At 59.3% G+C, this 19,546-nt stretch carries 13 protein-coding genes; 5 read left to right on the top strand and 8 right to left on the bottom strand.

Translation table 11 applies throughout. From position 1 onward, the window contains the following. Position 1: 1 nt before the first annotated feature. The 8 genes from rplM to P5540_15140 all read right to left on the bottom strand — a co-directional run bounded on the left by rplM (position 2) and on the right by P5540_15140 (position 12,229). Positions 2 to 436: a 50S ribosomal protein L13 gene (rplM, locus tag P5540_15175; GenBank protein ID HRT66157.1), complete on the bottom strand. Its 435-nt coding sequence runs from the start codon at positions 434 to 436 to the stop codon at positions 2 to 4. A 201-nt stretch (positions 437 to 637) separates the two neighbouring features. Then, entirely contained in the window at positions 638 to 2,425 is a 1,788-nt protein-coding gene (locus P5540_15170; GenBank protein HRT66156.1) for a hypothetical protein, read from the bottom strand. Then, the gene (locus P5540_15165; protein HRT66155.1) at positions 2,383 to 4,638 is read right to left on the bottom strand and encodes a hypothetical protein; all 2,256 of its coding nucleotides are present in this window, start codon (positions 4,636 to 4,638) and stop codon (positions 2,383 to 2,385) included. Before P5540_15165 ends, P5540_15170 begins: the two co-directional genes overlap by 43 nt. 515 nt (positions 4,639 to 5,153) lie before the next feature. Continuing rightward, positions 5,154 to 6,596 (bottom strand): radical SAM protein, encoded by a 1,443-nt coding sequence (locus P5540_15160; protein ID HRT66154.1) that lies wholly within the window; start codon positions 6,594 to 6,596, stop codon positions 5,154 to 5,156. A 382-nt stretch (positions 6,597 to 6,978) separates the two neighbouring features. After that, positions 6,979 to 7,881, bottom strand: a complete 903-nt coding sequence (locus P5540_15155) for a sensor domain-containing diguanylate cyclase (protein ID HRT66153.1) — start codon at positions 7,879 to 7,881, stop codon at positions 6,979 to 6,981. 94 nt (positions 7,882 to 7,975) lie between these two features. After that, positions 7,976 to 9,475, bottom strand: coding sequence for an asparagine synthase-related protein (locus tag P5540_15150; protein ID HRT66152.1), 1,500 nt, complete (start codon positions 9,473 to 9,475; stop codon positions 7,976 to 7,978). A 25-nt stretch (positions 9,476 to 9,500) separates the two neighbouring features. Continuing rightward, complete coding sequence (locus P5540_15145) at positions 9,501 to 11,132, bottom strand: cobalamin B12-binding domain-containing protein (GenBank protein ID HRT66151.1); 1,632 nt, start codon at positions 11,130 to 11,132, stop codon at positions 9,501 to 9,503. Beyond that, complete coding sequence (locus P5540_15140) at positions 11,129 to 12,229, bottom strand: NAD/NADP octopine/nopaline dehydrogenase family protein (protein HRT66150.1); 1,101 nt, start codon at positions 12,227 to 12,229, stop codon at positions 11,129 to 11,131. The genes P5540_15145 and P5540_15140 overlap by 4 nt, the downstream gene beginning before the upstream one ends. Before the next feature lie 506 nt (positions 12,230 to 12,735). Here P5540_15140 and P5540_15135 point away from each other — a divergent pair. The 5 genes from P5540_15135 to P5540_15115 all read left to right on the top strand — a co-directional run bounded on the left by P5540_15135 (position 12,736) and on the right by P5540_15115 (position 18,922). Further along, the gene (locus P5540_15135; GenBank protein ID HRT66149.1) at positions 12,736 to 13,677 is read left to right on the top strand and encodes a DNA adenine methylase; all 942 of its coding nucleotides are present in this window, start codon (positions 12,736 to 12,738) and stop codon (positions 13,675 to 13,677) included. A gap of 46 nt (positions 13,678 to 13,723) precedes the next feature. After that, positions 13,724 to 14,671 carry a hypothetical protein gene (locus P5540_15130; GenBank protein HRT66148.1) on the top strand — a complete coding sequence of 316 codons (948 nt, stop codon included), beginning with the start codon at positions 13,724 to 13,726 and terminating at the stop codon, positions 14,669 to 14,671. Positions 14,672 to 14,983: 312 nt separating this feature from the next. Beyond that, positions 14,984 to 15,919, top strand: coding sequence for a hypothetical protein (locus tag P5540_15125; protein HRT66147.1), 936 nt, complete (start codon positions 14,984 to 14,986; stop codon positions 15,917 to 15,919). Between the two features lie 421 nt (positions 15,920 to 16,340). After that, on the top strand, positions 16,341 to 16,955 hold the full coding sequence (locus tag P5540_15120) for an MBL fold metallo-hydrolase (protein ID HRT66146.1): 615 nt from the start codon (positions 16,341 to 16,343) through the stop codon (positions 16,953 to 16,955). Beyond that, complete coding sequence (locus P5540_15115; protein HRT66145.1) at positions 16,952 to 18,922, top strand: hypothetical protein; 1,971 nt, start codon at positions 16,952 to 16,954, stop codon at positions 18,920 to 18,922. Before P5540_15120 ends, P5540_15115 begins: the two co-directional genes overlap by 4 nt. The last annotated feature ends 624 nt before the right edge of the window (positions 18,923 to 19,546 follow it).

The following is a 19,546-nucleotide window of genomic DNA, read 5'->3' as shown; positions in this document are numbered from 1 at the left end:
TTTATTTGCCCAGCGTGTATGGCTGGGGAGTCTGCGCTTCCTGGCGATGATTCGGCCCCGCATAAACACGGACATGCTTGGCCAGTTTCCGGCCCAGCCGGTTGTGCGGCAACATGCCCTGCACCGCCGCGAGCATCGCCCGCGCCGGATGCTTGGCCAACATTTCCTTGTACGAGGTCTCGGAAAGACCGCCAAAATACCCCGAATGCGAGAAATACTTCTTCTGGTCCCCCTTTTTGCCTGTCACGATCGCCTTCTCGGCATTGACGATGATTACATAATCGCCGCAATCCATGTGCGGCGTGAAATTCGGCTTATGCTTACCCCGGATCAACCGCGCGGCTTCCACCGCCACCCGGCCCAGCACTTGGCCCTCGGCATCAATCAAATGCCATTTTTTCTCGAATTCCCCCTGTTTGGGGACATACGTTTTCACCTTGCAATCCTCCGGATTTTCTGTTGCGCGGCAGCGCCCGCGCCCTTGTTTCACGAGGCACGAAAAGGAAGAATACCAAACGCCCATCCCGAAGTCAAACTCGCACTCCACAAAGCGAATGGGTCACAATCGGTGAAATAATGCCGCCAAGATCCGGGTGGAGCACCCGGAATAGCCACGATCCGATTCATTCAAAAATTCTCACGGTTTCAAAAACACCGTGAGAAACTGGGTCAGCCACGGACGGTCGGCGATCTTGCCGGCGCGGATTTCCCGGACGCCCCCAATCCATTTCATGATCGCGCCGCGGCCGGCGATATCGAAAACCGTCAGTATGGAATCGAGATCTTCCGGGCGTGAAGCATCGAGCGAGATCAGGGATACAATGGCCTCCTTCCTGACGGGCGGATCGAGCATCTCAATAAAGGAAATGCCGCCCCCCGCCCGCACACGGTCCCGCATAGAGGGTAACTCCGCTTCCAAACTCGTGCAAACCAGCGTGCTACCCTCCAGTTGTCCATACAACTTCACGGGTCCGGCGGACAGCGCCCACGTCTCCCGGCCCGAATCATCGCCCCGGGCCTTGTCCAGGAACGGCCCGAGCAATCCAAGGGCCGCCGACTCGTTCGAAACATGCGTGAACAATCTGATTACCGGCGGCGCGCCCGGCCCGATACTGAACACGGTCTCCCCACACGCGAAAACCTCCAGCGCATGGCAGATCGGATTCCAATAACTTTCCCGCAGTTCCACGGGGACGACTCCCAAACATCCTCGGGCCGTAACAACCAGGGAATCGCCCCACTTGAAATAACCAGACAGCACGCTTCCCGGACCAATGAAGCCCGCCAGTTCCGGCGCATGCGAGGCGTCGTGCACACGCGCAAGCCAGGGATGTTTGGACACGTCCACGCGCGAAGCCAGTTCCACCCGATCCTGTGCGATCGATAACGTGGCCATGATCGCTTCCGCGCCTGCTTCCGGCGAGTAGAAATCGCGGAATTCCCGTTGGGTTTCAGCGGTTGCTGTCGGCCATCGGATCGTGGGATACACCTGGCTGGCGTAACTTCCCACCGCGAGTAGGTTGATCGGGTCGGGGGTGGCCTTACCGGGCCGCGTCAGCAGCACGATGTCGTCGGGAGTGGCGCCGGGCCATGCTGCCAACCCGTAGTTCACGTCTGCCGACGACGCTTGTCTGTCCAGCACTGCGTGGAACAGCGACTCTGAATTTGTCACATACAGCCAGCCATCCTTGGTGGAATAACCCCAGCCGTTTTGCAGACGGTGCAAGTATGAGTCGCTGCCGGACCCGGTGTTGACCGTTTTGGGCGAGTCCTGCGAACCGCCCACGATGCGCGGGAGGAATTCGCGAACAGTGGACTCCGCCAAATCCGATTGCGACACGCCGGCCATGACGAGAACGGCGGGGGGGTGATAGTCCATTGCCGGCGCCAATACGCGCCCGCGTGTGGCCCCGGCAAGCTTCCGCGTCGCTTCGGACGCATCGGAGGCCGTTTCGCCCAGATCGACGAAAATGCCCCAAGGCGAGTCCGGCGCCAACCCTTTGGAATCCAGGAAGACTTCGATGTCGCGAAGGCCAGGCGAATCGCCAAGGCCAAGCGACGCACTCAATAGGGCGCTTGCCTGCGCCAACAGTTCCGCGCTGCCCGCGAATTTTCCGGAAAGAGCGAACAGTCGATCGCGTAGTTTCGGAAGGGGGGGGAATGCCAGCACAAATGCCGCCGAATCGGGCATCGCGCGCAGTATCGGCCATGTGGGCGGAGCCGCGGAAATCGCCGGCGTCTCCACGCCGGCGGCCAATGGCGGAACGGCCCGCGTTGCAGCCGGATCGGGCGTGGCCGCCGGAACGGTTTCGATCGCCAGCGCGCCGGGGAGGATCGCGCAGAGGATTACGGACAGCATGCAGTACTCTCGGGCCATGGCGTTCAGAATCTCCCCTTGGTCCACAGGTATGCGCGCTCCGCCCATGAACCCCGCCACGCAGCCAGACGCGGCAGTTGATAGCACCGCCTCATCCCGGCGCCGTCGCCTGAAAGGCACACAGTCAGGAGGATCGGAAATTTCTCCGCGTTGCGGACCCGATAGATGTTCTTCACTGAAGCGTTGGGGCCCAGCGCAACGCCCTGGAAGGCAAATGCGTTGAACGACGGCTCGAACGCCGTGTAGGAATCGGCATACTTGAAAACGGGAACGAATACCCGCACCTCCGTCGAAGCCTGAGAATCGGCCCGCTCCGGACACGGCAGCGTGACGGGGCCGCCCTGATACCCAATCTCGAACGAACCGCCCCGCACCTCCATTTCCAGTACCATGTACTCCGTTCGGACAATCGGCTGCGTAACGGCGGGAATTCCGAAACTCGCGAGAAACTCCTGCGACTTGTCGAAAAGCGTTTCGCGAAATGCGGGAAACTCGCGCGGCATGACGAAGGTCTTGCCGTCCCGATTCTCGACATCAAAGGGTATCGGTTCGAGCGCCGCATGCTCATACCGTCCGCAAATCTCTTCGATGCGCCCCGCTTGAAGGAGCCGGGCCGCATACAGCGGGACCGACAGTAGTAAAGCGGCCCCCGCGGCAAACGCAATCAGGCCCGCTGCCCGCATCGCGCCCCGGCGAATGCTCCATTGACGGTTGGCGCGGTTCGTATCCGGCGTTTTCATAAACCGCTTCAAACTTTCCGCGATCAATCCGGCCAGGAACAGCGGACTCCAGAAAGCGAATAGGGCAAGGTGGAAGGCGTGCCGGACTTGAAACTCCAGACTCGTATAACCGGCAAAGTACAGCAGTATCGCCAGCACACAGATCGCAATCCATTTACTTCGCGTGCTTATGGCCACAATCGCCGCCAGCGCGTACCAGTGCCCCCAACGGTCGAGATGCGCCGTCAACGGGCCGTGCAGGCGTTCAGCCGTGCGGAAGCAGTTTGTGGCCTCGTTTCGTCCGGGAATGGCCCCCAAACCCCGTATGACACGCAATACGGCGCCATACCATCGCGCGATGGCATCGCCGGGAAACGTCAGATACAGATCCCGGACCATCTGCCGGCCAACCTGCTCCACCTTAAACGCGCCAAGGCTCAGATCCTGAGCGAGAAACAGTCCCCGCGCCATGAACAAGTCCGGGAGGGCCCGCGTGGGCGCACACTGAAGCATGGCCGCGAAATGAGCCAAATTCATCGCCTGTATGCTCGAGAAGTCGCTCAGGGGAACGGCATCTTGCTTCATCGCGTAGTCAGCCATCAAACCGTGGATGAGGAAATCATCGGTCGTGCTGCACAAGGTGTAGAACGGGGGAAGCAGGCCGGCGTCTTCGAAGCATTTCGCGGCGAAACCCTGCGTCAAATAAACTGAATTGTTGCCTCCCGTTTCCCGGGTCATACGCAAGGTAGGCCATGCGGCGGCGGTAAACGTCGCTACCATGAGCAAGCAGGCCGCACAACGAAGCGCCAAGTGCCTCGCCGAATCAATTCGCGCGCCAATCGCAATAGCGGCCAGGACCGGCGGCAGGCAGATCACGGGATCCTGCCGAAAACCGAAGCCGAAGCCGATGATTGCGCCGGCCAACAACGCCAGCCCCAGCACGGCCCGCGGACGCAGCCGGTGCGTCAGCAAATACCCAATGATGAGAATGCTCGCAAGTATGAAGGGCGCCTTGCACATGCTGCGCAGCCACGGACCTTCTCGCAACACCACCGGCGACGACATGACGGCGAGCGTTCCCGCGACGCTTAACGCGCGGTTCATTCCCAGCCGGAAAATGCCGTAGGTCAAGACCGAGATGATCGCAAAAAGAACGGCAAGAATCGTTTTCATGTTCGACCACGAAATGCCGAACAACCGCCACACGATGCCGACCAGGTAGTGGAGGTTCTGTCTATCCTGCACAAATTTGGATACCGCCGGAAAACAGTGCAGATTCCCTGGAATGGCATCGGATTCAAGCCTGTCCGTTTCCTGTTTCAGGAACGGTTGGCACCGCGGCAAGGGATCCAGGGTAAACGACAGGCCGTGGCCTGCCGCCCAAAGCATTGCGGGAAGGACACTGTAATCATCGGGAGAAGAGTCCGGGCAGACTTTGATGGCCTCGTTTCGCAAATAAAGCCATGCGGCCCCCGTCGCCACCAGAAATACGAGGAACGCAAGAAGGAATTCGCCCTGATTGCGCTTCTTCGCCGGGTTCATGCCGTTCCTCGGCCTCCGCGCGCAAAACGCCCCGCGTATCCTTTGATCTTCACATCGTTCGGCCGTATTTGCATGGAATGATTATCGCCTAAGAGTACCATGTTCCCGGAATCGTAAAGGCCTCGGAATGTAACGCCGATTTCCAAATCGGCCTGCTGAAACACGACATGCCGATTTGGAAATCGGCGCTACAAAGCGGCCATTTTCAATTTCACCACAAGATCTCGATGCCCGATCCAACCTGATATTGCCCGGAAATGCCAATCTTTGTTGATCTTTTCATCCTTTTGTTTCAAAAATCCGGTACTCTCAAAATTATCAATTTGAAGCAAGTAATCTGTGGGCCACCCAAGAAGCCACTATGTGCATTGTACGTATTGTCGGACAACTTGAGTCATGCGGATCCCCAAGTTGAGCAGGATTAGTATCGCGCACCTCATGCGATCCCTTTCCGGTCGGGTTCCGGGGCTGGACGGCTAAAACATAATGCGTGAACGAGTTTCGATTTCACAATCTCAATCGGGAATCGGCGTGCGCCCGGCCTTGCGGCAGGCATTTCGCCGGGTGGCGCGCCGGATCCGTTCCAGTTCCTCCAGCGTGATATTCATCATTTCCGCCGTGCGGCGGCGCTTCTCGGGTGACGAAAAGTTGATCCGATCCCACTCGAAAGCCCGCAGGATGCTCAGTTCAGCAGCCGAAAATTCCGGCGTGTTCAAGTTTCCATAGTTCCAGTTCAAACGGTCGTCGGTCATGTCCTGCGGAATCAGTCCGCATTCGACGCACGTGTCCCATACCTTCGTGTGGCGTAAAGGCACCAGCGGAAAAAGTTTCACGTAATCAACTTCGAGCAACTCGACCACCCGGAGCGATTCGCGAATCTCTTCCCAAGTCTCGGTTGGAAATCCCATGATAATGTTGGCCGCGACAAAAATGCCCTTTTCCCGCAGGTATCGGATGATGCGGGCCGCGTGATCAAGATCCAGCGGTTTCCCAACGAAATTTCTGCGAATAGCCGGTGTGCCTGACTCGATCGCGATGTCCACGTAGACACAGCCGCTTTCCCGCATCAGGTCAACCTGCTCTTCGTCGAGTCGGAAAACGGCCGTGGCAATTGATTTCCACGGCATTGCAAGCCCCCGCTCGATCATCCCGCGGAACAGATCGATCGCGCGCTGGCGGTCCGTGTGCAGATTGTCGTCGTCGAACGTGAGCGACCGGATGCCATACTCGCTTTTCAACCAGGCGATTTCATCCAGGATGTTCCCCGCGCTGCGTCCGCGAAAACGGCGGCCGGAAATGGCCTCGACCTGGCAGAACGTGCAGCCGTACGGGCAACCCCGCGAGGTCGAAATCCGCGCGTTTGGGAAGACCGCCGGGCCGTCCACTGTCACGCGCGAGATCGAATTTGCGTACGAGGAGAAATCAATCAGATGATAAGCGGGGCGCGGCAGCACGTCCAAGTCGGCAATCAGGTCCGAACGTCCTCGGCGTTCGATCGCCCCATTGCGGCGAAACCATACCCCCCTTTCAGGAAAGGGGCCCTTGCCCGAAAGATGCCGGATCAGATCACGCAGGCTGTATTCCCCTTCTCCCACGAAGGTGTAGTCAACATGGGGATCTTGCATGGCATGGTCGGGGTTGACCGTCGCGTATACACCGCCGATTGCCGTCCGGCAATCCGGCAATTCCTCCTTGACCAGCGCCAGCGTCTGATGGCCCGCCGAGGCGCACTGGTTCATCAGGACGGTGACGCCGACCAGGTCGGGCCGTTCGCGCCTGAGGATGGCGCGAATATCGTCGGGCGACAGGTTTCGTGCGAACGCATCCAGGATGGAAACCTCGCACTCGTCTTCGATCATCGCCGCGAGGAGACAGAGATTGTAGGGAAGGTAATGCCATAGAAACTGGGCGTCAAGCGAGGTCCAGTGGAAATTGGGCACCATGAGCAATACACGCATCAGGCGCCTCGCATTTCGGCGGAAAATGGTTTTCGACAGGACCACACACCCGCGGACGTCTCCCCTGTTCTGCTGGATATCAACCTTGTCGAAACCACAACGCCTACTCCACGCTGAAATAGAAAGAATCCTCGGCATTCAACCGCCGTAGTGGATACTGATGCCTCATCTGCAAGCCCGATCACTGGGATCAAATTTATGATAGTCCAATCCCCTGCTGATTTCAACCCGACCTTTGACCGGCGCACATCCCGATAAGCGCGTCAAAGCAGTCTTTCCGGGCCGGCGGTGCTGAATTCTGAATCGGTCAAAATCTTGTCGGCGGAACCGGAACCGGCATTCGGCGCCACGCTTTTTTCAGCACGAATGGACGCGAACGCCCTCAACCGATGGTCACGCGATTGCGGCCACGGCGCTTGCTTTCATAAAGCAAAGCATCCACGCGCTTGATGACCGAAGCCGGCGTATCGTCGGCGCGGGAGAGCGTGGCCCCGCCTGAAATGGTGACGGCCAAACGATTTTCACTGATCTTGCGGCTCGATCGTTCGACCAGCACGCGCAAACGGTTGGCGGTATTTTCCAACTCTTGCCGGGACAGATGGGGCATGGTCAGCAGAAACTCTTCGCCGCCCCAGCGTCCGACAAAATCATAGACGCGCAGATTGGTCAATAACGTTTGCGCAACCATTTTCAGCACGATATCGCCGACGGGATGGCCGTAGGAATCATTGATCTTTTTAAAGTGATCCACATCGAACATGACAAATGCGCACGCGGTATGGTTGCGCTGCGATTCGGACAATCGTTTGGCAATCGTTTCCTCGGCAAAGCGCCGGTTTCCAATACCGGTCAACGGGCATATCAGCGCAAGTTGCGAAAGCCGTTCCGCCTCCGCCAACGCCGCAACAAGCGACGAATCGTCGTGAAAGGTTTCCAAGCCGCCGATGACGTTTCCCGTATCGTCCCGGATAGCCGCCGTGGAAACACAAACCGGCAGCCGATAGCCTTCCTTGTGCCGGAGATAAACGCGGTTGACGCGATTCCGGCCGTCTTTCATCGTGGCCGCCAACGGGCAAGCGCCCTTGCACAATGAAGTTCCGGCATCATCCACGTGGACCAGAATGTCGTCCGCGCACGACTTGCCTTCGATCTCCTTTTCGGAGAAGCCCGTGATGCGTTCTGCGGCCCGGTTCCAGTATAGAATGGTTCGCTGCGGATCGACAAAATAAACCCCTTCCGAAAGATTTTCCAGCAATTTCTGAAACAATGCATCGTCGAGAATCATCGCACGGCCCTTCCAACGACATTTTTATCTCAAACAGCCACTATTTTCAAACGGGCCATTGGCGCTTCTTGCACGATTTCTTCATGAATCCGGTCTATGCCGCGGCGCATGGATCCGACGTGCGGCCCACAAGGGCGGGCGGAACATGCGGCCCCATCTCTTCGCGCCAGATGCGGAAGTAGTGCAGTTCCTCGGGGGAACGCAGGCCTTGTTTGGCGGCTGTCCGGCGCGCCTGCTCGAATTCCTCGGCGGTCATTGCCGAACGGATGCGTTCGGCAACGACATTCGCGGAGCCCGCGCCCTCCGAGAATTTCATCTTTTTCCGTGCGAGGATCTCCGGCGGCAGGATGCCCTTACAGGCTTCGCGCAACAGCCATTTCTCCGGGCGGTCCTCGCGCGGCGCGAGAAGATCGAGGGGAAGCCGCGAAACGAAACGCAGCAGGCCGAGGTCGAGAAACGGTACCCGGCCCTCAATGCCGTGGACCATCGTCATGCGGTCCGTGCGTTGCAGATTTGTATCTTGAAGCCGTTCAATGATATTCCACAATTCCTGCCGCAGTTCCATGCCTTGATCCAGGGTCTTGAGGTACTCGTATCCCGCGAACAGTTCGTCGGCCCCTTCGCCGGTCAGCACGACCTTCACGTGTTTGCAGGCCAGTTTCGATACGAAATACATCGGCGCCGCCGAACGCACCAGGGGCGCATCGAAGGATTCCAGATGCCGGATAACGTCTGGCAGCGCGTTTTCGATATCGTCTGCGGTGTATACCCGCTCATGATGATTCGTTCCGAGCCAAGAAGCGACATCGCGGGCCATTTCGAGGTCAGGCGCGCCTTCCATGCCCGCCGTAAAGGAATGAAGTTCGACCGTGTGAGGGCGCATCAGCGCGGCAACCAAGCTGCTGTCCAAGCCGCCGGACAAATAAACGCCGACCGGCACGTCGCTCATGAGGCGCTTGATGACCGCATGTTCCAGGCGCCGCCGTATCTCGGTGAGCACTTCCGGCAATGGAAGGTCCACTACCGGCCGTTTGGGCGGGAACGGCCGCGCGTACCGCCACGGCGTCCCGTCCGCGAACATGGCGTGCCCCGCCGGCAACGCGTGAAGTTCATCCATGGCGGGAAAGGCCCTGAGTTCGCTCGCGGCGATGAACGTTCCGCCTCGCCGCCCGTAATACAGCGGCTTGATACCCAGCGGATCCCGCGCCAGCATCATTCCACGCGGCCCGGCCAGCGCAAATGCGAACATGCCGTCGAGTTTGGACAGCATGTCTTCGGCATCGTCTTCATACAGATGTAGCAGGACTTCGGTGTCGGAGCGGGTCTTGAATCGGTGGCGGTCATCCAATTCCCGTCGCAGCGCGGCATGATTGTAGATCTCGCCGTTGAATGCGACGGCGAGATCCCCGCGCTCGTTGGTCATGGGCTGTGCGCCGGACGGCACGTCGAGGATCGCCAAGCGGACATGCCCCAGCAGCCCTTGTCCGATGCGCAGGACGCCCCCGCCGTCGGGTCCCCGGTGGCGAATGCGGTCGAGCATGTCCTTGAGCAGGTTTTCATCCGGATTGCCGTGCATGGCAACGAATCCACACATCGCTTTGTTTCCTTTTTTCCGGTTTCTACGCGGTTTTTATCAATGACTGGAGGCGTTCCTCCTCGCCGATGATGCGGCCCGTGGCCGGCTCTACCGCCTCCCAGCCGCCATTGACGCAGGCTGTCGCGATGCGCCCGCACAGATGCGGATTGCCCCGAAAGTGCGGCGTATCGAGCATGCCCGTGGCAATGGCGCGGGACAATACGTCCGGATCGCTCCACGGATCCGCGCTATTCGGCCCAAGACGGCGAATGCCGTCCAAGAGGATGCGCGCCTGTGAAACCAGGTGGGTTTTGCGCGCCAGGACCGCCGGATCGTGCAGGGGATCCGGCGCGCCCTGCAGGGCCAGGCGGACGGCTCCGCGCGCGATCCGGCAACTCTCGATGAGAATTTTGGGGTCCACGACCCGGTAGGCCTCGCTGAATCCCACGACATGCAGGATATGGGGCTTTAGGGCCATGGCGTACACCGCCGAAGCCGCCATGTGCCCCTTGGCCTCGTCGAAATCCGGCGGCAAACTGGCAATCCCTGCCCGCACCTCGCGCCAAGTCGTGAAGTCCGGCCCTTCAATTTCGCGGATTAGTTCAAGTTTGGCCAGCATTTTGGCGAGATCCATGGCCGGACTGGTGGACGGCGGCGTGTTGTGCATCATCTGAATGATATAGCGTTTCACGCCCTGGGCTTTCGCGTTGTAGGCGGCGAGAAACGCCATCGCGACGGCCAGCGCGTCGTGCGCCTCGCGTAGACTCCACTGATGCGACTCGTTGACCTCGACCGGAAGGCCCTGTTCGGCATAAAACCGCATGGCCTCCTGTTTTTCGACGATGGCCCCGGGAAACGGGATCGGGCTTCGCCCATCCATTACGCTGTACCAGCACAGCGGGATTGCGGCCCACGCGTTGTGAATCGTTTCGATGCTCATCCGGGCCCAGGCAATCAGATCCCGCGTGCCGCTGTAGCACCGCACGAGCGGGTAGTTCCCGCGGCGGGTGGCCTTATAAATGGCGGCCAAATCGTCCGGCGTGCGGACGGGCACGCCGCCGGCGCCGTGCTGGCCGGGATCCATCCGTTCCGGATGAAAGAAGTGTTCTTGGGCATTCTGGTCCGGTCCGATGGACAAGACGTCGAGAACCCCGGCGTTTGCAATGCGGCGCGCGCCGCGGATGGTGCGCGCCAGATCCGGCTCGCCGTAATGGTGGCGAATCAGGGGAAAGGGATACGACTGGTCAATCCGCGCGGCGAGATCCTGTGGGAAATCGCGTTGTTTCCGCCGCGGCGCCTGTCCGGCGGCAAACGCCTGAATTTCCTGCATGGATTCCGTCCCGTCGAATACCTTTTCGAAAAGTCCGCTGGCCTTGGCCACTACCGCCGCCGCGGGCGTGCCGCCGAACACCAGTTTCGGGCGGGGTCCCACAAGGCGATCCAAGCCCCGGCGCAAATCCTCGAGAATGGGCGCAAGGTCTTCGGGCGTCAGCCGGTAAGACAGGGCCACCCAGTCGGGCAGTTCCGCGTCCACAGCCGCCAGCACGTTCTGCACCGGAATCGCGGGGCCCAGAGCGATGGCGCTCCAGCCGTGTTTTTCACACAGGCGCAGAAAATGGTCCAGCCCCGCCACATGCACGCACGGGGCCAGCGCCGCTCCAACAATCTTCTTCATGGGTCAATTTCTCCTATGGCCATCATTCGCAACTGCTTGAGATCCATGTCCGCGATGCCCAACGACTCGACGGTCCTTCCTTCCGCGCGATAGTCCCGGTCGTGCATGGCGGACGCCAACGTGATGAACGAATCCATGAGCGGCGTGGGGACGCCGAATTTCTTGCCAAGAGAACTCATCGGAACCAGACTGCACGGCACGTCCTCGGTGAGATAGCGCATTTCCATGCGGTGGGGCGCCATGACCCCGCGGTAGCCCATGTTCGCGCGCATGGCGTCGCGCAGGTTCCGTCCCGCCGCATCGTACGCATAGTAAAGCCATTCGCGGGCCGTAGAAGCCTGAAACCCCATAGCCGCGGCCACGCTGACCCGTTCGGCATCCAACTGTTCCAGAATGCGCCCCACCGACGGCGTAACGCCCTGGTGATAGAATTCGAAGTCGGCGACATCCTCCACCCAGCCCGAATTCAGCAACATAATGGCCGGATGGAATACGGCGCCGATGTTGTTGAAACTGGTCTTCAGGACGTTGTCGCCGGGCACGAACTGGGGAAACGCTTCCCGCACAATGTTGAGACATTGCGGAATCCGGTGCGCCTGAAGCGTGGCCAAGGGAACCGAGTTCTTCACGCGGAAGATCTGCACTTGCGCCGGGCCCATGATGCGGCATGCGTACAGAAAGGTCTGCGCCTCGGCGATGAGCACGTCCGCCACGCAATCGCTGCGTTTCAACGCCTGGTAAAACGCCAGCGCGCCCAGCGTGCGGCCCGGATTGAGCACAATTATCTGGCCGGCCTTCAAGTATTTGGCGCAGGTCTCCGCCATGAATTCATGGCCCGTGGCCGGCACCACCACCATGATTACGTCCACGCCGTCGAGGGCGCGCTCGACATCGGTCGTCGCCAGCGCCACGCGGCCAAAACCATCCACCTCGTCGCCGGTCACGTCTATGCCGCCGCGCGCTTGAATGGCGTCTATCCGTTCGCCGCTCCGGTTGTAAATGCGGACTTCAAATCCCATGAAGCCCAAGTGGCCGGCCATCGCAAGACCGCCATGGCCCGCGCCCATCACGCAAAAAACAGGTTTCTTCTCGCACATGACACAACCTCCGTTGCTTTCCACAGCCCTGCCCAGGAAAAGATGCGTTATCACGCAAAGCGCGCCACCCATCCGGCCTTTCGACTCCGGAAAGAGAACACGCCGCAAAAAAGACATGGACGACATGAATCGGGAAAAGAAGCCGAACCGTGGGAATGCCGTCCCGTGACCTAATGGCCGCGAATTTCAGACATGAAACCCGGAATGCGCGGCGGATTCAAGTTCACATTCCTTATCTACTTTCAACGACCGGCGCTGGCCGGATGTTTACAGCATACCCATCTCAGACCCCAGTTTCAATCCTTATTATAAGAATAATAAGAATTTCTATTTGCGCGGGACGGATTATTTCAGTTTTTCTGTCATAAAATGCTTTCAATGATAAATTCAAGGCGCTTCGCAAGGGCGTTTTTCAATAAATGGTCCGGCTTGATCGCCGGTTTTCAACACTTCATAATAACGCCTCGACATACCATGGAAAGTAGCCAGAGAGGCCAACACGCGGAATGACGCCGTCCATTGAAGCCACCGGGATAAACCCGGTCAAGGCCCGGCCGTTTCTAAAATGGGCGGGGGGCAAATCGCAATTGCTCGAGGCCATCCGAGCCCGGCTTCCGGAGGGGATAGGGCTAGGGAAAATGACCCGGTATGCAGAACCTTTCGTTGGAAGCGGAGCGGTCTTTTTCGACCTGTCACACCGGTTTTCGTTTTCCGAGTGCCTGTTGATGGACGCCAACGACGATCTGACACGGGCCTACCAGGTCCTTCAGTCGTTTCCGGAAATGCTGATAAAGGCGCTGACGGCCATGGTGAACGAGTATCGGGCTTTGTCCTCCGAAGACCGCCGTGCCTATTTCTACATGGTGCGCAGGGCGTTCAATGAGCCTTGGCAAGGTTCCGGCTGCGATGCTTTCGGCCCGGAGGCGGTCGCGCGCACGGCGCGGCTCATCTTTCTCAATCGCACCTGTTTCAACGGCCTTTACCGGGTCAATTCCCGGGGAAGGTTCAACGTGCCCTTCGGCCGTTACGACAATCCGACAATCTGCGACGCGGCGAACCTCCGGCTTGTGTCGCGGGCCTTGCAAGGCGTCGAGATCCGGACCGGCGACTTCGAGTCCTGCGCGGACTTCATTGACGCGCACACGTTCGTCTATTTTGATCCGCCCTACCGGCCTTTGAGCAAAACCGCCCATTTTACGTCCTACGCCGCGCATACTTTCGACGATGCGTCGCAGCTTCGGCTGGCCCGTTTCTTTCGTAAACTGGACCAGCGCGGCGCGAAACTCATGCTGAGCAATTCCGACCCGAAAAACGAAAACCCGGAAGACGATTTATTCGATCGGGTCTATGAGGGATTCCGGATTGAACGGGTCAAGGCCGCGCGAGCCATCAACAGCAATGCGCGGTTGCGCGGACCCGTCAACGAACTGATAATCACGAATTATTGACCGCATGCCCTGCCCTTTTGGCATGCAAAAGGAAAGGAATCGCGCCATGCTGAAATTCGTTCTTGTCCTGGGCGTTTGCGCGGCATTTTCGATCCCCCGGCCCGCCGCCGCCGAATCCGGTTTCTTGCCCGGCATGCGGGTGTTGCCGGAAGCGCACAACTGTTACCCCTACGGCAACCGATATGCGGACCGGATCGATCGCGCGCTGGCCGCAGGCCTTCCTCTGGGCATCGAAAACGACTACGGATGGTATACGGATCCAACCACCGGACATTCGCGAATCATCGTCGTCCACGAGAAACCCTACAAGGGAACCGAACCCGGACCGCGCGAGTATTTTTTCGAGAAGGTGCGGCCCATTGTCGAAAAGGCGTTGAAGGACGGAAACCCAGGCGATTGGCCGCTCATCACACTGAACATCAACGATCTGCGCGGCTCGGAACCGGCTTTCTTCAAGGCTGTCTGGGACTTGCTGGGCGAATACGAGCCGTGGCTTTGCACGTCCGTCAAACAGCCCGCACCCGACCCGCCCGTCCCGCTCGACGTGAAACCGCTCCTCGTGTTGTGCGGCGGCGGCAACAACGAGACCCGGTTTTTTTACGACGAAGTCCCCGTCGGCGCGAAACTCCGCGTTTTCGGCCAAGCCGATGCCCAACCCGCCGGCAATTTCCGCCGCTGGATCAACCATTCTTGGCGCGACGTCGAACCCGAAGGACAGCCCAAGGCCGGTGAATGGACGCCGGAAAAGGCCGCACGATTACAAGCGCTCGTGGACGATGCCCACCAACGCGGCTATTGGATTCGGTTCTATGCGCTCAACGGCCATCCGGCGGCCAAGAGCCTCACGGACGGCCTTTCGCCGGCCTACAATTTCGGTTCCATCGAAGCCGTTCAAATCCGCTGGCAGGCCGCACTCGAGGCCGGCGTGGATTTTATCGCCACCGACCAGTGCGCCGAATTGTCCGCATTCCTCGACACAAAAAGAAAACCATAGCGGACTGTGGTAATCGTCACAATTGCCGCAACGCTTGTCAACCTCACATAATGAAAAAGAGCTCGCTTGCCCATTTATTTCATTGATGCCGAAAGGTCCAAGCGGCAATTCCGAAATGTTGAACAACCTTTGCCACAGGCAGCCGGGTATCGGTCGGCGAAAATGTTCGGTAAACGGCCGGGATTTCTTTCTTATTCCACAACTCATTATATGACAATGGACTGCGATTTTCTCGCATTGGGCGAGTTCGTGATACAATATTACGAAAAGCATGCGATCGTTTCGTTCGCTGAACTTCAGGAGGCCGTGAAGATGAAAATACGTGTTGTGATCTCGTTGTTTGTGCTGGCCGCGCTGGGAGTGGGCATGATTGGTTTCACGGGGCACAGCGCCGACGCGAAATCGAAGGAGCCTTCGGTAGCCGAACAGGCACGCGCCCAATCGGGCGCGCCGGTCGCCGCCCAGGTTGATGTGGTAAAAATTCCGGCGGATCCCAACTTGCCGAAATATGTCGTGGCCATCTTGAAGCCCTTCGAGTACAGCGCATCGGGACAGACGTCCGGCGGCGGGCAGGACACGCCCACCGGCGCCATCAGCGTGGACAGCGAAATGGTCACAACGGTCGGTTCCGACGGCACGGTCGTCAGCCGGGCCAGTGAAACCGCCGGGCCGGGCATCGGCAAGGGCATCGCGGCGCAACTACGGACGGTGTTATCGGGCTGGCCGAACATCGTAATCGTGCCCCCCGACACCGTCAAGAAAAACGAGGATGGCACCTATTCGTGCAAACTACAGCCGGGCGAAATCGGCCCCTTCGTAATCGAAGGCACCGTGACCGAATTCAGCGAAACCGCGCAGGCTTCCGGCAAGGGCAACAAGGTCAGCACGCGCCGGGTGGGACGGCTTGTCAGGGACATCGGTTTCATTACCGGCAATACCGGCGTGGCGATTGGCGGCGACGCCGCGGCGCTCGTCGGGCCGGAATTCAAGAACGAATCCATGAACCGCACCGGGATGGTGGGCATGGATTTGGCCATCATTGACGGGCGGACGGCGCGTTATGTGGGTAATGGAACGTTCTCCTGCCAGGGATCGTTCAGCACCGTGTCGAAGGCGTCGAACGTCAGCATCCTGTTTGTGGATTCGGGTAAGGGTGAAATGGCCGCGAGTAGTCTGGGACAGGCCACCCGCGCCGCGATGAACGATGCGCTCGTGAAAATCCACGATGCCTTGGCGGACGTACGATAGATCGCCTTGTGGTCAATGGGACGACAACGGATGTCCCCCTTGCACAGTGACACGGCCGTCTGACGCAAATTCGGACTCTTTTGGATAATCTTTTGTTTTTTTTGTTATCCAATTCTTGAGAGTACCGAATTCACAACCCTTGTCACAGGCTGCCATATCCCGAAAAAGTGTCCTTTTTCCCGATAGAACGGATTACAGAATCGTATTGATGCATTGACTGCGGTGTCCCCCCAGGAGCAGAAATAAAGGCGAAGGGGTAAGGCCGGCAACGCGCGCGTCCTCGCGCGCCGGGTCGGGTCATGCAAAATTCCGGTCGGCGAGGACGCTGACTTTCCCCGTTAGGTTCGGATTGTGGTCCTTGCCAACCTGTTGACTCGATGGACGGGAAAGGGTAGCATCAAGAGGTTTCGGGAGGTTTACAATGGACATACATTCGTTTCAGGTGACGCCGTTTTTCGAGAATTGTTTCGTGGTATGCGACGGCGGCGAGGCGCTGGTGATCGATCCGGGCGATGTGACGCCGCGCATGTTGCGGCTTTTGGCGGATTATGCGGTGCGCGGCATTGTCAACACGCATTGCCATTGCGATCATTGCGGCGGCAATGCGGAATTGAAGGCCAAAACGGGCGCGGACCTGCTTATCCATCCGGAGGATCTGCCGCTGCTGCGTTCGATGGACGTGCAGGCGCGCATGTTCGGCATCGGAACGGCGTCGTCCCCGGATCCGGACCGTTTTCTGAATGAGGGAGACGAGGTGGCGGTGGGCGCGGCGCGTTTCAGGGTTCTGCACACGCCGGGGCACAGTCCCGGCCATATCGTGCTGGCAGGCAATGGCGTCGCGCTGGTGGGCGACGTTTTGTTCGCGGGATCGATCGGTCGGACGGATCTTCCGGGGGGCGATTACCGCCAGTTGCTACAGTCAATCCACGATAAATTACTAACGTTGCCGGATGAAACCGTCGTGTATTCGGGCCACGGCCCCGAAACAACCATCGGGGCGGAACGGCGCACGAACCCGTTCCTCGCGGGCTTATGATTTCGTTAGCGTGCGCGGTCTGCCTACTGGCCGGCGCGGCGGTCACTGTGGACGTGGCGCCGGATCAGCCGGTGCCGCATGTATATGTTGATGATCCGGTGATTGTCGAATTGCGGTCGGACGCGGATGTGACGGTGCGCGCAGTCATCGAGATTGTGCCGGACACCGGCGGCGAACCGTTCGTGGCCCGGCTCGAACCCGTTTCGTTGCGCGCCCAGGGCGCCTGGTGGACACCCATCGAGGGCGTGCCATCCGAACGGGGCCGGTACTATCTCAAGGCCCGCATCGAAACAGAACCACCGGGCGGCGGCGCATGGGAAGGCTCGGCGGTGTTTTGCCGCATTGACCGTCCCAAACCGGACGCCGCGCCGCCCTTTTGCGCGATATTCAATGGCAACAACGATCGCTGTTTGAAAGTGCTCAAGGGGTTGTCGGTGCGCAGTGTCCGGCTGGACGGCGAAGCGGAGGATTTGCCCGCGCGCATGCAGACCGTGGCCGGCATGGGATTCCAGATTGTGCTGGGGCTGACGACGCGTTCGGTGGATACCTGCGAGTCGTTGGCCAAATCGGCGGGTGACCGTGTCGTTCGCTGGGACATAGACGCCGGCCCCTCTACGGATGCCGTCTTGGCCATTGCCAAGGGGCTTCGGCGCGGCGGCGCCAAATCACCCATCGCCGTGATCGTTGACGGGCCGCGGATGCTGCAATCCATGCTGGCCGCCGGTGTGGGCGCCCTGGTGAACACGGTTATTCTTGGCAAGGACTGGGCGCAGCCGGAGGATGTGGCCGCGTTGCGCGACGTCGCGGAGATGATGGGCTATGAAAACATGGCCTTCGCGGGACAACTGTCCGCGGCTGCGGTGGACGATCCGAATGTGCAGGTCAAAATCGCCCGGCAAGCCATCTGGAACCGCATGTATATGAACGGTCAGGCCGAAGTGGACACCGCGTTTCTGTACGGAAACGAGTTCGGCCCGGGATATGTCTGCCTCAGTGAGTTGCCCCGCCGCTTGAACCGTTATCAGTTTGTTGGCGAGATAATCGCAGGCGGCGTACAGACGGCAGTGTTCGCAAACGGCGCGCAGTGGGTGGCGGCGTTCTGGTCCGACACGACGAAAGACTTTACGCTGCCGGTCGAGAAAGCCGCCGGGATTGCCCTGTACGATGCGCGGGGAAACGCGTTGCCGACGCCGCAGGCCGCCGATGGCGCGGTGGCGCTGCAAGCCGTGGCCGAGCCGCGTCTCCTGGAAGGAACCGGCGGATCGCCAGCGCTGATCGCGGTCCGCGAGCGCATCAAGCGGCAGGTTGCGGCCTTCGAGGAAGGCGAAGATAGAAAAACGAAACTTCCGGCCGACGTGCGCGAAGCGGTCAAGCGGTTTGCGCAGGTGGATACATCCAGTTACACCCGCATGGACTTCTTCAACCTATTGAAGATGTTCCCGCGCGTGGAGGAGTTATGGCACGCCGGCGAAATCCCGCGCGCGGTGGCCGCGCCCGCGCTGGCAGACATGGCGCAACTGGCGCGCAGTCTTTGCGTGCTCGAACAGGAACGCGGCGAACCGTTCGTCGAACCGTTGCAGAATACCCTGGCCAACTGCGGACAGTTCCAATCGCGTTACCTGACCAGTTCGTCCGGCGCCACGGATGCGCACGATCGCCCCGACTGGCTCATGGAAGAAGTCGGACGCCTCATGGCGGAAGCGGAACGCCTGTCGAAAGACGCCCGGCACATCGAGGCAAGCGCCGTGGCGACCTTTGCCGAATGGCGGGCCCGTGCACTCGAAATCGCCGCCAAGGCCCAGCCGCTCGGTTTGCCGGAAAAGGAACTCAAACCGCCCGAACCGCCGCCCGTAAAGAAAGAAGAAACAAAAATCGAGGAGAAAAAGCCCGCGGAGGCAAAATCCGGCGCCGCCAAGAGCACTTCAAGCCGCACCAAATCCGGCACAACCACCCGCAGAAAACGCTGACATGGATCAATCGTCGTACAATACAATGGGTCTTGTCGTATCCGAGGGATCCCATATCGCAATAAACGACGAATCGAGAAGCGGCCCGGAAGACGATGAAATGCAAATCTTGTCGCCCGGATACAAAAAACAATTCCGCGTAGGGATAATCCAGTTCGTTGAGAAAAATATCCAGCAGGCTTCTGGCGAAATTGCTTTGCGTGTGTTTCAAAAGTAAGCGGAACAGGATGGCCTGTGTCAAGAAGTTTCTGTAAAAGTATCTCTCGGTGAATGTGAACTACCTCTTCTTGGTTGGGCTACCGTTCCCCTCCCTCGTGGGGAATGGGTGCTGTACTAGTACTAACACGCTTACGCCGCATCGCGTCTTGGGTTCTGGCGGCGTAAAGGTTCCGGTGCATGCTCGACGGTAATGTACCGCGCTCGCTCGCATTGCCAGGATTCGTGGATTTCCACGAGTTGTGCGCCGAAGGCGGGTGAATCTGATTAAGCAGGCTGAAAATGCAAATGGGCAAGCCGATTGCGTTTGATGAAAGACGGCACATTCGAGCCGCGAGGGCAGATGACCTTCCATCTCGAGGATTCTGGATTGCCTGTAGTATGGCGAATTGAGCGTCAGGCGTCATC

The sequence above is a fragment of the Candidatus Hydrogenedentota bacterium genome (assembly GCA_035450225.1).
In the GTDB taxonomy this organism is placed as follows: Bacteria; Hydrogenedentota; Hydrogenedentia; order Hydrogenedentales; family SLHB01; genus DSVR01.
Note: the sequence above shows the minus strand (reverse complement) of the source record. Positions and strands in the feature narration are given on the sequence as shown.